Source organism: Amycolatopsis sp. M39 (genome assembly GCF_001651785.1).
GTDB lineage: Bacteria > Actinomycetota > Actinomycetes > Mycobacteriales > Pseudonocardiaceae > Amycolatopsis > Amycolatopsis rubida.
In genome coordinates this window covers 1-16,585 of record NZ_LWSF01000007.1, presented here as the reverse complement: position 1 = coordinate 16,585, position 16,585 = coordinate 1, and the positions used below count along the sequence as shown (strand labels likewise).

9 protein-coding genes and 2 pseudogenes are annotated in these 16,585 nt (G+C 64.4%); all 11 read right to left on the bottom strand.

The genetic code is table 11. The features are described from left to right. Positions 1-16 precede the first annotated feature (16 nt). Positions 17-1,258, bottom strand: coding sequence for a hypothetical protein (locus A4R44_RS19435; RefSeq protein WP_067582453.1), 1,242 nt, complete (start codon positions 1,256-1,258; stop codon positions 17-19). 262 nt (positions 1,259-1,520) lie between these two features. Beyond that, complete coding sequence (locus A4R44_RS19430) at positions 1,521-2,258, bottom strand: hypothetical protein (RefSeq protein ID WP_067582449.1); 738 nt, start codon at positions 2,256-2,258, stop codon at positions 1,521-1,523. 1,354 nt (positions 2,259-3,612) lie between these two features. Continuing rightward, positions 3,613-4,570: pseudogene (locus A4R44_RS19425) on the bottom strand (IS256 family transposase); the annotation flags it as partial. Between the two features lie 16 nt (positions 4,571-4,586). Then, entirely contained in the window at positions 4,587-6,050 is a 1,464-nt protein-coding gene (gene ltrA, locus A4R44_RS19420; protein ID WP_067582446.1) for a group II intron reverse transcriptase/maturase, read from the bottom strand. 589 nt (positions 6,051-6,639) lie between these two features. Next, a pseudogene (locus A4R44_RS19415) lies at positions 6,640-7,059 on the bottom strand (transposase); the annotation flags it as partial. 892 nt (positions 7,060-7,951) lie between these two features. After that, positions 7,952-8,761 carry a phytanoyl-CoA dioxygenase family protein gene (locus A4R44_RS19405; RefSeq protein WP_095213455.1) on the bottom strand — a complete coding sequence of 270 codons (810 nt, stop codon included), beginning with the start codon at positions 8,759-8,761 and terminating at the stop codon, positions 7,952-7,954. Positions 8,762-8,811: 50 nt separating this feature from the next. Next, positions 8,812-9,027: an MbtH family protein gene (locus A4R44_RS45885; RefSeq protein WP_095213454.1), complete on the bottom strand. Its 216-nt coding sequence runs from the start codon at positions 9,025-9,027 to the stop codon at positions 8,812-8,814. A gap of 82 nt (positions 9,028-9,109) precedes the next feature. Then, positions 9,110-10,945: an amino acid adenylation domain-containing protein gene (locus A4R44_RS19400; protein ID WP_067582441.1), complete on the bottom strand. Its 1,836-nt coding sequence runs from the start codon at positions 10,943-10,945 to the stop codon at positions 9,110-9,112. A 5-nt stretch (positions 10,946-10,950) separates the two neighbouring features. After that, on the bottom strand, positions 10,951-12,624 hold the full coding sequence (locus A4R44_RS19395; RefSeq protein WP_067582438.1) for a carbamoyltransferase N-terminal domain-containing protein: 1,674 nt from the start codon (positions 12,622-12,624) through the stop codon (positions 10,951-10,953). Between the two features lie 84 nt (positions 12,625-12,708). After that, positions 12,709-13,956 (bottom strand): MFS transporter, encoded by a 1,248-nt coding sequence (locus tag A4R44_RS19390; protein ID WP_067582434.1) that lies wholly within the window; start codon positions 13,954-13,956, stop codon positions 12,709-12,711. Positions 13,957-14,006: 50 nt separating this feature from the next. Next, positions 14,007-16,565 carry an amino acid adenylation domain-containing protein gene (locus A4R44_RS48070; protein WP_157904927.1) on the bottom strand — a complete coding sequence of 853 codons (2,559 nt, stop codon included), beginning with the start codon at positions 16,563-16,565 and terminating at the stop codon, positions 14,007-14,009. Positions 16,566-16,585: the final 20 nt, after the last annotated feature.

Here is a 16,585-nt window from a genome sequence, read left to right as displayed (position 1 = left end):
CGTCATTCCGTGTGCGTCAGTCGTGGATAGCGACGGTGACAAGCGCAAGAGTGATCTCGCGGTCGGGGTCGCCGTCTTTGTGCAGCACGAACACCGGCGTGCCATTGAGCGCCGCGGCGTCACGCAGGTAGCGGGGATGGCCGCGGACAATGTTTTCGGCGTCGGCGATGACGGCGGTGGCGTTCTTGTTGCGGATGAACACCACCATCGCGGCGTGCGTGTCACGCCAGGTGACGTAGCGATCCAACAACTGCGGCAGGTCGTGCTCAGCAAAGTTCTTCGGCCCCGACCACCACTTGCACTCGGCGAGGAACACCGCCCCGCCGTCCCAGGGCAGGTAAATGTCGGTCTTGCCGCGTTTGCTGAACGTCTCCCCGGTCGCGGTGCCGTAGATGCTGTGCAACGCCGTCAGGATCTGGTCCCGGAGACGCTCTTCTCGCTGGTCGGAGTAGGTGAGCGCGAGCCTCTCGAACATGCGCGTGGTGGTGACGATGTCGCCGATGATGTGCGCGAAGTCGTCTGCGGTGATGGCCGGCTCGGGAGCGAACGGCTGATGCGGGCGAGCCTGCCGCGTCGGCTTTACCTGCCGCCGGGAGACGGGCTGGACCCGGTAGGTCTTCACCGCCTCCTGGTCGCGGTGCAGCGGGACCCCGAGGATGGCTTCGGCGTCCCGGTCGGCCAGCACCTTCGCGCGCCGGGCTTGCGCGGCCCTGGCCACGCTGGCGCGCAGTTGCTCGTTCGCTGCGGCGATGTCGCTGCGGCTGTAATCGAGGTGCGTGTCGATTTTCGTGATCTCGGCCTTCAGCGCGGCGACGATGCTGTCGCGATCGCGCTCCAGGACGTCGGCCGGGACGTCACGGGACACGCTGACGTATCCGTCGGTGACACTGGCGTGCGGCGGGGCGAACGAGTGCGTGCTGGCCTGCATATACAGCACGTCCGTCAGGCCGATGTAGGGCACCCAGAACACGATCCGGCTGCCGGGAACGTGGAACGACCGGGACCGGTTAGACACGACCCGCGTCGGGTCGCCGGAGATGTCGATCTGCTGGTCGCGGACCTCACCAGTCATCGCGTCCCGATCCAGGTGGGGTTCGGGCACCAGGTAGCGGTCGATGATCTCCTCAGCGACCTGCTCGTGCGGCCGCGCCAAGATCTCATCGGCGCTGACCCGCTGCACCTCGGCCAGCGCGTCGCGCTGCCGCTTTTCCAGCCACGTCCGCAGGTAATGACGCGAGAACAACTCCTGATCTGTCACCCATTCACATCCCTCCGACCGGTTGTCGTAAACACGCAACGACGTGCACGTTCACGGCCGGCCAGCACCCACGGTAACGGCCGCCACCGACAGTCCGCGGCGACGACACCCGGAGCGGCGGCCCCGGCGGTAGACCACCCAGGGAGGCTACGCGTTGCGAGACGCAGCCACTCCCAATGGCAGGCAGGGCGCGTAGGCGGCCAGATCTGAGGCTACCGTCAGTCACAAGCCTGTTGTCTCCAGCCGCGCAGTGTCGCGCCGGTCACCGGCGCGCCACGGCCTGGCCCCGTGTACCTGCAGGAACGTTCGCTGGACGAACAAGAGCTACTAGAGCCCTCGATGTCCGTGAACCGACCCGAAGCTGCTTCCGGAGCGTCTCTGCGGAAATTGGACGGCGAAAACGTTGCCAGTGGTCGGCATCTGCTTGCCGAGCCCTCTGCACGAGCTTCTCGTCGAGATCATCAACCCAGCGACGAGATGGCACCTCTACATACTGCTCGCACTGCAGCGTCACGGCACCCGGCGTCTCTTTCGCACGGCCGTTCGCCGGGTCTACTGACGAGGGCGTGGGCAGCGGGTCGTACCCGAGATCGGTGTTCGTGACGCTCAGCGCTCGAAGAAGGCCAGGCCCCGCCTCGCACACCCCGATAAGCAGGAGCGGGCCGACCGAGTCGAACGCGGCCTTACCCCACTGACCAGCAAACACCGGATCGGCGACGTTCAGTAGCAGGGTCACCACGCTCGCCGCCAACAGCAGACGTCGCGCCGGCCGCAGCACCTCCTCGCTGGCCCCGGACAGCGCCAGCTGTCGCGTACCGACGAGCAACCCCAGCACCGTCAGGTCAACAGCAGGCGCCACCAGCGGTGCCACGAACGCTGGGACTTGAAGCTTCAACGCCAGGTTGAGGACGTTCCCAAACCCAAACAGGAACGTGAGCCCGATAACCAACCCCATCGTGACCGTGACAAACCGAGCAACCGTCCGCGAGCTGGCGCTCATGCCCGGCCCCCGCCAGAGCCCGGAAGCTCGAAACTCGCCTCGACCACTAACGTGCCGACGAAAAGTCCCTGGTCAGCCCCGTTCCCATCCTTTGGTAATCCTGCCCGAGGCCCGGCCCTGCGCACAACGATCCCGCGCAGGTTGGTGCCCTCCCCGAGGCCCGGCCCTGCGCACAACGATCCCGCGCAGGTTGGTGCCCTCCCCGAGGCCCGGCCAGGGCGGCGGCACACACCGAGATCACCAACCGACAGGAGTCAATGCCGCCGCCACTGGCCTCCGAACAAGGCCCCGTCCTCCGACGAGTGACGCGGCTCCCGCATCTGACGATGCTGCGCTTTTCGCCCGGCGGGGTCGAAACCGGCGGCGATTCGGGCCGGGGCAAGCTGACAGGGAACTGCTGGAACAGGCAGAAACGATAGTCGAGGTGGCGACCCGGATCTCCATTCCGACGGAGCAGCGAGAAAGATACTCCAGGAGCTTTCTGCCTGGCGACCTACGCAGGCGACCACGTTGACGAAGGCACCGTGGTCGCTGGCTTGGTGGGTGGCGGCGAGAGTTCAGCGATCGGTGCGCTGGTCGTCGGCAAGGCGTCGAACTGCGCCTTGAGCACGCGAGCACGGCGGCGTCGTCGAACAATCCGGCTTCAGCCGCAGCGAACTCCGCATTCTTCAGTCGGCCCCGGACGGTCTCCAGGCCGATGTCGTGCCGGACGTACGCCGCCGAAGCGCCCAGCCGAACTGTCCAGGTTGGCCAGTTCGAACACGTTTCAGGGCGTCCGGTCGTTTTCGGTGCAGTGCCAACTGCCGGGTACGTCATCCATTCGGCACGGCGCGGTTCACGCACAGTTGCTTGTGGAGCGCCGTCGACCACCACGCCGAAGCCTTGCGTCTCTACGAAACCGTCGGAAGCCGCTCCTGCCAAGGCATCTCCCTCAACTACCTCGGACGCGCCTCCCCGGGCACCACAAGCGAGCAACAACCTGCCTCAGCCGCGCACTCGACATCTACCGACGCCTCAAAGCACCACAAGCCACCGAGATCCAACGACTACTGGCACGCACACAACCCACACCGCTCAGCACAAGTAAATGAAAACCCGCCATCCATCGGATAAGCTCCTGGGTCAAGAAGCTTTCTCCCCGCGCGAACGGGGGCTGCGAGTGCCGAAAATTACGTCCAAGCAGGTCAAGCCGCATGTTGGTACTCGTGGATGAGTCCGCCGAGTCGGGCTTCTCGGCGTATGGCGGGGGTCTGTCAAACGAGCGGTGTAACTCGGGTTGAAGGGGAACTACTTGTGTCCGGCGGCCAGGCNCGGGGTCTGTCAAACGAGCGGTGTAACTCGGGTTGAAGGGGAACTACTTGCGTCCGGCGGCCAGGCGGCCGTCGAAGGCGATCTCGAACGCGTTCAGCGCGGGTTTCCACCGCATCGTCCAGCGTTTCCGGCCGGAGCCGGTGGGGTCCAGGCTCATGATCGCCATGTAGACGCACTTGAGCGCGGCCTGCTCGTTCGGGAAGTGACCGCGGGCCTTCACAGCGCGGCGGATGCGGGCGTTGACGCTCGATCGCGTTGGTCGAGCAGATCACCCGCCGGATCTCGGTGTCGAACGCCAGGAACGGCACGAACTCCGCCCACGTTTTGTCCCACAACCGGACGATCGCCGGATACCGACTGCCCCACGTCTCGGCGAACTCGGCGAACCGTTCGCGCGCGGCGGCCTCGGTCGGCGCGGTGTAGACCGGCTTGAGCGCTCTGGCGATCGCGTCCCAGTGCTGACGGCCGGCGTAGCGGAAGCTGTTGCGCAGCAAGTGCACCACGCAAGTCTGGGTGATCGCGGCCGGCCAAACCGCGGTGATCGACTCGGGCAACCCGGTCAGCCCGTCGCAGACGACCATGCGCACGTCGGCGACGCCGCGGTTCTTGAGTTCGGTGAGCACGTGCAGCCAGTACTTCGCCCCCTCGCCGCCCTCGCCCGCCCACAAGCCGAGGATGTCGCGGCGGCCCTCGCAGGTCACCGCCAAGGCGACGTAGATCGGCCGGTTGGCGACCTTGCCGTCCCGGATCTTCACGTGGATCGCGTCGATGAAGATCACCGGATAGACCGGGTCCAGGGGCCGGTTCTGCCATTCGACCATGCCCTCGACGACCTTGTCGGTGATCGTGGAGATCGTCTGCCGGGACACCTCGGCCCCGTAGACCTCGGCCAGATGCGCAGAGAGTCGAGTCGGCCTGGGGCGCAGTTCCGGCGTTGCCGCCGTCCTGTTTCCCCAGGCCGCTCGCCGAACCCGCCGTGCGCCTTTCAACGCAACGGGCTCTCCACGGTTTCTGTCGTTACGCGTGGTTCGCGCGGGGCCAAGGGCTGGGGATGCTGCGCCGACGGTACCGGGTCACCGGTGTCGCCGCGATGTTGCGCAGTTCGATCCCGTCCGCCGCGATTGGCCGCCACCCCGTGGGGGTGCGCAGCCAGCGGTGGACGTCCTTCCATCTCCAACGCCGCTTGGTCTTGACCCATCGGACGATTCGCCACCAAATGAAGTAAGCGAGCCGGTCGAAGGTGTGCTTGGCCACAGCGTGTCGGAAATATTCAGCCCAGCCGCGCGTGATCCGATTGATCCGGATCAACACGGCGCGTAGGTCCTGCTGTGATGTCCTGCGCGTCAGAGCGCGGATTCTCGCTTTCAGCGAACGGAGTGGCCGATCGCCGATGAAAGTGTAGAGCCGCCACTGATCGCGGGCCCCTTTCTTGACTCTCCACAGGATGCGGAAACCCAGGAAATCGAACCCGTCGCGGATGTGCGCGATCCGAGTCTTGGCCCGCGACAAACGCAGACCCATCGGAGCGAGCACCTGCGCGACCTCCTCGCGCAACGCCACCACGTGGTCCCTGGTGCCGAATACCATCACGACGAAATCATCCGCATACCGGACGAGTCGCCAGGTCGGCAGACCCAGGCGCCGATGGCGGTGACGCCGGTTATCCGTCGACATCCAACCCCCTGGCTGCCAGTCGCGATGCAGGTACTCGTCCAGTACCGACAACGCGATATTGGCCAACAGCGGGGAAAGAATGCCCCCTTGCGGCGTCCCGGTCGGCGTGTCCCGTTCCTCGCCGAGTTCGGTCAGGATCCCGGCCTTGAGGAACGATTTCACCAACGTCAGCACACGCTTGTCGGTCACCCGAGCCCGCACGCGATCCATCAGGGCCACGTGGTCGATGGTGTCGAAACAAGCCTCGATGTCGGCATCCAGAACCCATTCGTAGCCGCGGCTGCCGAAGTGGTGGATATCGGCGATCGCATCATGTGCCCGCCGTTTGGGACGGAATCCAAACGAGACCGGATTAAAATCGGCCTCAAAAATGGGTTCCAGGACGAGTTTCAAGGCAGCCTGGACAACGCGGTCGGTTACAGTGGGAATGCCCAGCCTGCGGACTTTCCCCGAGCCGACCGGCTTGGGAATCAACCGTTCCCGCACCGGCTGAGGCCGAAACGAACCGTCTTTAACCACGATGCGAATGCCGCCCAGAAACTCCAGGGCACCGATCTCCCGCTCGATCTGGGCGACGGTGACGCCGTCCGAACCAGCGGTACGTGCCCCGGTATTCGATGCGACCCGTTCCCATGCCACACGCAGGGTTGCCGGGTCGTGCACGAGGTTGAACAGGTCATCGAACCGTCGGCCAGGATCAGCCGACGCCCAACGATGAAGCTTGGCCTGCATTTCCGATACCCGACGGAACGACCCTATTTCGGGTTGTTCCGGGGCGCCGCTGTTCAGCGGCGCATCTTTCGGCATTGCAGCATCCCCTCTTCTCGTAACCGCTGCCGTCCTTCCCCCTGTGGCCGGCTTTCCCGGCCTCCGAGTACTACGACGGCTCCGCCCTGCCCGGCGTGTTCGGCAGACGGTGTGCCTATCCCGACGCGCAAGCCGGATGCCCGCGAGCCGGGAACCATCACCAGGCAGTTCCCGTGTTCACATGCTGATCGCTTGCCGGAGGAGGCATCTGACTTTGTTCCCGCGATATCGCCGCGACTACGCCGCAGACCTTCACCACGGCCTCCCTGCGAAGGTGAGAATCCCCGCCCAGGAGTTCCCCGTCTCCTCAAGAAACGGGTGCGCATCGCAACCGGCCATCCGCCAGGTTTCAGCCGGTGACTACTTAGGAAACGTAACACGCCAGTTCCTCGCGTATACCTCTCCGACTCGTTTGCCGGACCCGCACCATCTGGCAGTGCTGGCACGTCCCGGTTTTGTCGGGGCCGCTTGCCACCCTCACCGGCACCTCCCGGTTCGGGCTGCCCCCAACTTCAACAGGCCGCTGCGACGGCCCGCAGGAGAAGGTCTTCCACCTCCTCGCGATTCAGCCGTGCTTGCACGGCGCACTCTCCCCGGTCGTCAGGCCCTTCGCGGCCAGCGAGATCACCATCTCGTCCACGCCGCCCAGGCGTTTCTGCCGTTTGGCCACGATCTTCGGCTCGAAGCTGGCATCCCGGTCCCGCGGCACGTCGATCTGCACCGGGCCCACGTCGGTGAGCACGGTCTTGGCGCGGGTGCCGTTGCGCGAGTTGCCGGTCCCGCGCCCGGCCGGGTCGTGCTTGTCATAGCCGAGATGGTCGGTGATCTCGCCCTCGAGCGCGGACTCCAGCAGGCGTTTGGTCAGCTGCGCCAGCACCCCGCCCTCGCCGGTCAGCGCCAGCCCACCAGCCTTCGCGCGATCCACCAGCTGCGCGACGAGCTGCTCGTCCAGCCCGTCCAGCCCCGTGTCGGGCTTCGAGTCCTCAGCGTTCTCCACGCCGGACATCATGTCGGTCATCAGGTGCACTTCCATGATCGGGAGTTACACCGCTCGTTTTACAGTCCCTATGGCGTGTTCGATGCGGTTGAGTTGAAGGGGTTGAGGCCGGGCTCGCAGCGGTGCCGCGGCAGCCAGTGATCGGCGGGTTCGGTGCCGGTTGTTCGACAGTAGTCGCAATTCGGCGAAAGCATCGGTGACGGCGAGATAGGCGAAGTGAGCGACCACGAGTCGCGATCATGCCCGATGGCGATCAGTCACACGCCGATGACCGCTGAACTGCATGGACGGAATATTCGGCACGCACAACGGCGACCGAGCCGGGACTCAGTTGCTGATCGAGGTTCTGCTGCTGTACCGGCGGACGAGGTACGCGCACGTGATCGCCGGGATCGCAGCTAGTTTTCGCCGCGGCCTGGTCAACCGGTACGCCGACCTCGAGGAGACGCTCGACCGCCAGACGTCGCCTCGGTCAACTCGACCGCGACCCGCGCTCAGCATTTGGCGAACATCCGCCAGATCTACTTGCTCGAACGCGAAAGCGCTCAGAATTGTCGCCATCGGTTTCGAACTCGCCGACCCGCCAACACGGCCGGTTCGCGAATTCTCGGACGGCAGTGGCGGCGAACCCGACCGGAAGTCGGCGGACTAGAGCCGAGTCGCCGTCAGGGCCAGCAGCCTTGTCGAGGACAGGTCGCGAGGCGTGTTCGCTTGACTGATCCATGACTGCAGCGTTGTCGCTACCACCGGGCCACTCTCACCTGTCAACTGCAGGTTCTCCGCCCGCGCCCGATCTGTCAGTCTCCGCAGCAACGGGTCATGCGCCGCATTCGCCTTGTGGTCGCTGCTCGCCACCTCAGTCGCAAGAATCCTCCCTCGTCCTGGGAGCTACCCATGCAGAGTTTTAGGCCCTCCCATCCTCCAGGCCGACGACCGGAGCGGTGTCCCGCCCTACCAGAAATTCCGGCCTGTTAGGGTGAGCAGGAACGTTGTTCACCGAGTTGTAGGTGATCAACAGCAGCGCCCTCCTATTCCCAGACAGGTTGTCCGATGACGAGTGGACAATGCTGGGATGGAACGCGCACAACGTGCCAGACGCGCCAACCAAGAGGAACTTCCCCCGTTCTTCGATCAGCCGTTCGGCATACTCGAGCGGAACCGTGTGCTCCAAGTCGGCGGAAACATGTTTTCGCCAGTCGCCGGTCGCTCGGATCATACGCTCGTCGCCAGGTTCAATGATGCCTAACCGGTGCGTGCCGGGGATTACCTGCAGCGGTCCGTTGCCTTCGTACGTGTCGTCCAGAAAGATCGCCAGGTTCACCACCCTGTCGGATGGCATCCCGTCCTCCCTGTTCCAGAACGCGTAGTCCTGATGCCACGGCCACGCCGCGCCTGCGTAGGGTTGTTTGAGGTTCACCTTGAACTGGTAGACGTAAACCGGTTCGCCGATCAACGCATGAGCCAGGTCTAACAGCGCCGGCAGGCGCACCAATCGCGCGCAGGCCTCGTCGAATGCATGGCAACCGTGTATTGCCCGGACAATACGTGAACCCTTTTCGTAAACAACCTCGGGGCGAGTCTGCAAGCTGATCCGTTCGACACTTTCCCGCAATTCTCCGATCAGGCTTTTCGCAAGCAACTCCGGCGACTGGAACCATCCGTCGCGATCATATTTGTCCTTTGCTTCAAGCAGAACGTCAACCGCCCTGGACACAAGCTGTCACTCCCCTCCGGCCATCCAGGAAACTCGGAGCGCGGACGCGATCACGATCCGCCAGACATTTTTTCGACAAGACTTCGTGGCCTCATATCAGTCCAATGACTCTCGATGTAGTCAAGACAGGACTGCCGATCGGTCTCCGCGAGCTCCACCGACCAACCAGCCGGAACCTCGCTGAAGCTTGGCCATAACGAGTACTGTCGCTCGTCATTCACCAGCACGAGAAATCGACCGTCGGGGTCATCAAAAGGATTGGGCATAATCAACCTGCTTTCTCGATGCTCTCGGTGGACGCAGGGACATTTCTCTTGTTCGACCTCGCCGGGCCAATCAGGCTCATCCCTACGACTGTTCAGCAAGATCATGCGAAAGAACCTGCTCTGTGCTCGCTAGATACTCTGCCATATCCGCCGGCGTCGGATTGTCGAATAATGCGCGCAACCCCACCTCTGTCTCGAACGTGTCACCGATCCGAGCGACCAGGCGGGTGACCAGCAACGAATGCCCGCCCAGAGCGAAGAAGTCATCGTTCACGCCCACGCTGGGAATACCTAGAACCTCGGCATAGAGCTTGCAAAGGGCCCTCTCCTGAGGGCTGCGAGGCGCTTGGCCGTCGTGGGAAGCCACGCCTTCCCACGCCGACAGAGCAGCCCGGTCCACCTTCCCGCTCGGCGTCAACGGCAACGCGTCGACGACTGCAATCCGCGGGATCATGAAGTCCGGCAGCGATTCGCCCACGAACGCACGCAGGTTCGCTGGGTCGACCACCGTCGAATTCCCCGGCACGACATAGCCGATCAGCCGCTTGTCGCCGGGCCGCTCCTCGCGCGCGACCACTGCGGCCTGGGCGACGCTGGGATGACGCAGCAGAACCGCTTCTACTTCTCCCGGTTCGATCCGATACCCGCGCACCTTCACCTGAGCATCGGCCCGGCCGAGGAATTCCAGTCTCTCGCCCTCGTCCCATCGCACCAGATCCCCGGTGCGGTACATCCGGGAGCCGGCCGGGCCGAACGGGCAGGCGACGAACCGCTCCGCGGTCAGCGCGGGGCGGTTGAAGTACCCCCGAGCCAGGACCCCGCCGGAGACGTACAGCTCGCCGGCAGTGCCAGCCTCTACCGGATCGAGGCTATCGTCGAGCACGAACAACCTCGTGTCCGGCAGGGGCCGCCCAATCGGCGCCGTCGCTTTCCATCCGCCCGGCTCCGGCTCTAGCGACCAGGCCGTCACAACGTGCGTCTCGGTCGGTCCGTAATGGTTGTGCAGGCGGCGTCCGGGCACCGCCCGCTGAAAGGCGGCGATCCGATCGGACAGCACGAACGCCTCGCCGGCCTGCGCGATCTCGACGAGGGCCGGCAATGTCAGCCCTTTCTCGGCAGCGGCCTCACACATCGCGTCGACCATCGCATTGGGGGCGTGCAGCTCGCTGACCCGGTTGTTCTCGAGCCAGCGCACGAACCGGTCTGGGCTGCGCCGCGTCTGTTCGTCGGGTATGACCAGGCACCCTCCCCGGTGCAGCGTCGACAGGATCTCCGTGGCCGAGGCGTCGAAACTGATCGCGGAGAATTGCGCGGTCCGGACCTGCTGACCCGCCGGCGAGACGGAGCCGTGCCACAACACCAGGTTCACCAGGACACCGCAAGGCAGCACGACCCCCTTCGGCCTCCCGGTAGAGCCCGACGTGTACATCACGTACGCCGGGTGGTCGTGGTGCAAAGGAGTGACGCGGTCCTGGTCGGTGGGATCGGTGGACGGCCACTCCCCGTCGGCCACCGAGTCCAGGAGCAGCTGGGGGCATGCCGTCTCCGGCAGCACCCCGACGGTCTCGGAGGTGACCAGCGCGACCCGGCACGGGGTGTCGGCAAGCATGAACGAGATCCGATCGGCCGGATAGGACGGATCGATCGGAAGGTAGGCCGCCCCGGTCTTGAGCACCGCCAGCAGCGCCGCCACGAGATCCGCCGACCGGGTCACGGCCAGCGCCACGACTTGTTCCGGTCCGGCGCCGCGGGCGATCAACCCGTGGGCCAACTGGTTGGCGCGCGCGTTCAGCTCCGTGTAACTCAACGAGACGCCTTCTGACACCACGGCCGTCGCTTCCGGAGACCGCTCGGCTTGGGCCTGGAACAGTTCGGGCAGCGTCGTGTCGGACACGCTGACGGATGTTGCGAAATCCATGCTGTTCACCCCATGCCCGGATTGGTGTACAGGAGGCCGTCCGACCAGATGTAGCGCGTCTTTCCCCATCGCGCGGCCGACGCGACGTCGGGGAAGAATCCGCGCCCTTCGAAATTAGCGCTCGTGTTGCACAGGACGGGAACGCCGCTGATCTCAGCGTATGCGGCCAGAACGCGGGCCGCGGCGAGTCCGCTGCGCGCGTCGAGGGTCTGCAGTCGCGCCGTGCCGTCGAGGTGAACAACGGCAGGGACGCGTTCGGACCACCCGGGGCGCATCCGGTGTTCGAACAACATGAAAGGGTCAGGCGTACCGGGAACGAAAACCTCTTTCGCGCGGTCCACCAGGCAGATCGGTGCGACCGGCCGATAGTCGGCACGATTCTTGATCGCGTTGAGCCGGACCTTCATCGCGGGATCGGTGGCGGGGGCCAGAATGCTCCGGTTGCCCAGTGCGCGCGGACCCAGTTCGGCACGACCGGACAGAACGACCACCGGTTCGTTCTCGGTGTGCATCAAGAGTGCCAGCTGCCGTTCGTCACAGGGCCGGATTTGCCACCCCTCCGGTGTACTGTCGGCAGTCAAGGGAGGTCCGCTGTAGACATCCCACTCCAGTGCCAGCGTGTCGCGCTGGAACATCTCGCAGACCGCCGTGCCGATGGCGGCTCCGGCGTCGCTCGGGAACGGCGGAACGAACACCTCCCTGAACAGCCCGCTGGCGCGGATCAGGGTGTTCCACTTGATGTTGAGCGCGCAACCGCCGCCGAGGACGAGATTGGGGTGCTGCCCCGGAAACCTGCGCTCCACCAATCTGGTGAGCCGTTGCAACAGCCTTTGCCCAAGATAGTCCTGGAACGTGGCGATAATGTCCGCGTTGGACAAGCCCGGCATGATCTCTTCCCTGTTGGACGCGACCTTCGCGCCCAACAGGAGGCCGTTGTCGTTGTCCACTCGGGAGAAATCGGCGATGAGGTCGTCCAGCAATGGAAACGCCGCCGCCTCCGCCGCGCCGAGCGCCGCGTACGCCATCGCTTTTCCTGCGATCGACAGGTGGTGGCGTTCCGCCTGAGCTGGCGAGAGGGCGCTGGTGTCGGCAGCGAACGGCTCGAACGCCGCGGAGAAGTCCGCGAAGGTGTTGCCCATGACCGGCAGCAGGGCGGACACCAGCGTCACTTCGCGGGTCGCGGCTTGCACGTCGTACAACCGCGGCACGATCCCGCCGTCCCAAACCAGGACCAGCGCGTTCTCCCGGCGCACGGCGAACGGGCTCGCGCAGTACGCGCCGAGCAGATGGTTGGCCACGTGGGTGAAGCCAACGTAGCCACCGCTTCTGCCTCGGAACTCCTGCCCCGCGAAGCTGTGCCTCTGCAGTGGTCCCGCGTCGCCGGGACCTTCCACGTAGGGCGCGACAGCGAGCTCCAACGATCGCTCGCCCTCGCCGATCGAGACGGCGGGTGCGCCGCTCGCGTCCCGCGTGTACCAGCCGTCGACGACGAACTGGTCGATGTCGCTCGGCGACAACCCTTCACCGGCGAGGATGTCCGTCACCTGCTCGACGCCGCCGAGGGAACTGTAGCGTTCTCCGTTGCCGAGCTTTTCGGTTTCAACACTGAATCGGAGGCGGCCGTCCTCGATGACTGCGACCGCACCGTCGTGCGATGCCTTGATTCCACAGATGATCACGACAAATCGCCTCCCTTGTATTGTATGACGACATATCGCAAGCCGGAGTCCTGCGCGCAGCCTCGGATTTCTCGCTTACCCGGCTTATTCGTCCGTAGCGCGTGCCAAGGCGCGGTTGTTCAGCGCGGGGTAGAAGGCCAACGCCACCAGTACTAGAAAGACGCCGCAGGCGACATACGAGACTTGGACAGCGAACAAGCTGGAGAGAACACCGCCGAGTGCGGCACCGACCGGACCCCCAGCCATTACCACCAGTCTACTCGACGAGAGCACTCTCCCCAAGAGTTCATCAGGCACGATCTGCTGGCGAAATGTACTCACCGCGACTTTCTCGGCAGTCATCAGCGCACCGGTCACCATCATCATCGCGCCCGCAACCCACTCATTGGCGACAAGTCCCATAACCAGAATGGCCGCGCCCACGCCTGCTTTCCCCGCGAGCATCACCGTGCCGGGGCCGAATCGCTCACTCACGGCCGCAGCGGCCAGTCCCCCGATCGTCGCACCGATCGCGGTGGCCGTCAGCAACAGACCGAACCCGAAGTCGGGAAGTTCGAGGACCTCCTTGGCCAGCAGCGCGAGCATCGCGAACTGGGCGGTTGCAGCGACGTTCCCGAGACAGGAAACTGCGGCCAGCGCCCGCAGGCTCCGGTTGCCGAACAACCAGCGAATGCCCTCGACGATTTCGTTTCGCACGCTCTTGCGCGGACCTTCGGGCTTCTCCTTCGGTTTGGCGTCCGGCCGGATCGAGAAGATCAGCAGGCCGCTGGCGGCGAACGAGAGGGCGTTGCCGGCGAATGGCAGGACGTTCCACACGCCGAACAGCGCGGAGCCGAGCGGAGGCCCCACGAAGTCCTCGCCGTTGCTCTCCGCCGCGACGATCCGCCCGTTCGCCGTTGCCAGATTCCGCGGATCCCGCGACACGAGGTCGGGAATGGCTGACTGGGCGGCGATGTCGAAGAAGACCTGGCCGGAGCCCAGCAGGAACGCCACGAGCACCAGCCACACCAGGTTCACCTGTGAGGTCAGGATCAGCCCCGCGAGAGCGATCAGGGCCACGAACCGGCCCAAGTCGGCCCACACCATCACCCGCCGGCGGTCCAGCCGGTCCACCACGACGCCGGCGTGCAGCGAGAGCAGCACCCAGGGAATCTCGGCGGCCATGACCACGAAGCTCAACGCCATCGGGTCGCTGGTGCTCTGCAGGGCAAGCAGGGGCAACGCGGCGGCATGCATGCCGGTGCCGATGGCCGACACGAGCGTGGCACCGAAGAGTCTATGGAAGCGACTCCCCAGTCTCACCTTGGTGTCGTCAGATTCCTTCGTGGGCACTTCGAGAATTCCTCCGGCTAGACTTGCATAACAGAATGCTCCAGCGCTGATTACCGCGCCGAACCGTACCGCGAGAACACGTCCGAGACGATTTTTCCGATGCTCAAAACAGGTTCCGCGTTCATCATCTCCTCGTGCATACAGTCGATCAAATAGGTCTCCACTCCCCCTTGGGCAAGACCAGCCGGCCACAGTCGCGATCGGTTTGCAGCATCCTGAGATCCCGCCGCCTCAATGCTGACTACTTTTCCACCGAATTTCCGCGACTCATGGGAGCAAAGAAGCCGAACGCAGTGACCGGCCATCGCCGACAGTTTGGCCACGGTGTCCTCGGACATATCGTCCGGCATCCCTCCCGCATCACCACGAATCGATTGCTCGATCAGCGAAAGAACATCCTCCGGAAGGTCGTTCGCGGTTTCCACGTTCCCGCGCTCGGCGGGAGGAGCGTCGAAAAGGATGACAACCGGGACCTCCTCGCCCAGGCTTTCCAGCACAACCGCCATCTCCTGGGCGACGACGCCGCCGAGAGACCAGCCAGCCAGCAGGTAAGGGCCGTTCGGCTGCATCTCCCGGACCTGCGCGAGGTAGTCTTGCGCGATCTCGCCGAGCGACTCCGGACGGCTCCTGCCGTCGAAGTACCTGCACGACTGCAATCCGTAGACCGGGTGCCCCTTGGGAATATGCGGGAGTAGGCGCGAGTAGCACCAGCTCAGTCCGCCGGCCGGGTGGACGAGGAACAACGGCGTGCGCTCACCCACCGTCCTCAGCGGAAGCATCGCGGCGAGCGAATCAGGCTGGACGGAATCGAGCCGCGACGCCAGTTCCCCGACGGCGGGTGCCCCGAAAAGCGTTGCGACGGTCACCTCGGCACCCAGCACCGAGCGAATCCGGCTCACCAGGCGGATGGCCAGCAGCGAATGCCCGCCCAACTCGAAGAAATCGTCGTCGATCCCGACGGTGCCCACATCCAAAACCTCGGCGAACAGCTCGCAGAGGATCTGTTCCCGAGCGTCCCGAGGGGCCCGCGACAGCTTCGAACCGCCGAACTCCGGGGCCGGCAACGCCCGCCTGTCCACCTTCCCGTTCGCGGTCAGCGGCAACGTGTCCAGCGCGATCACCGCAGCGGGCACCATGTAATCCGGTAGAACTTCGCCCGCGAAGCGACGCACCTCCGCCGGATCGACGTCGCCCACCGTATAGGCGACGAGGCGCTTGTCGCCGGGCCGATCCTCACGGGCAATCACCGCGACCTGGCTCACGCCCGGACATCGCGCCACCGCCGCCTCGACCTCCCCCTGCTCGATGCGGAAACCTCGGATCTTCACCTGGTTGTCGGCCCGCCCAACGTACCGCAATCGACCATCAGCGCCCCATCGGACCAAGTCTCCGGTCCGGTACAGGACGTCGCCAGATGAACTGAACCGATTCGCCACGAACCTCTCAGCCGTCAGACCCGGTTGATTGACATAACCTCGCGCAACCCCGACTCCAGCAATGTACAGTTCGCCGACAACACCCACCGGAACCGGGCTCAGCCGATCGTCCAACACGAACACGCTCACGTTTTCGAGGGGACCGCCGATCGGCACGACGCTGGAAATCTCGCTAGCCGAGCGGATGGTGTCGCTCGTGGCGAATACAGTCGCTTCAGTCGGCCCGTAAGCATTGACGACCGCGGCTTCAGGGCAAACGTCAAGCACGCGCCGAACCGCGGCCGGCGGTGCCACATCGCCGATCGTGACAACCGTCCGCACACCGGCAAACATCTCCGGACGTTCTTCTCCGGCCACCCCGAACAGACCGGAAGCCAACATGATGTCCGTGACCTCGCGGTCTACGACTTGTTCCATCAACACACCGAGAGAAAGATCGCCTGGTGGTGCCACCACGACGTGCCCACCATTGAGCAGAGGAACCCAAATTTCATATATGGACACATCGAAGACTTGGGGCGAATGAAACAGGACCCGACTGTCGTCTCCAATATCAATCGAGCTTTCGCGGGCAAACGCCGCTACGTTTGCATCCGTGATGGCTACACCTTTTGGAATCCCCGTAGATCCTGACGTGTACATGACATAAGCCAATTGCTGAACGTCTCGAGCGACAGCCGGATCAGCACCGTTGCCAGCAACCTCGTCAGCCCTGATCACCGCCACGCTACTGGCAAGCTTATCGCGAACGAACTCGTGCAAACTCAGCAATTCGTCCACCAGAATTATTCGAGCCTCAGTCTCCGCCAAGATCGTCGCCATCCGCGATACCGGATATTCAGTGGACAACGGTACATAGTACCCACCGGATTTTAGAATAGCCAAGAGTGCGACCACAAAATCAACGGAACGCTCCATCAAGACTACAATTGCCGACTCACACCCGACACCATTCTGAATTAGCTCGCGGGCTAGACGATTCGCCCTCGCGTCCAGTTCGGCGTAGGTCAACGCCACGTCGCCACATGACAAAGCCAGTGCGCTCGGAGCCCGCCGGACCTGAGCAGCGAACAATTCCGGCAAAGTCATATCCGGTATCGGAGTCTCGGGACCGTTCCATTCCACCAGCAATCGTTGGCGTTCCGCGGCATCGACGACGTCGATGTCGCCCACGCGAACATCGGGATCGGCCA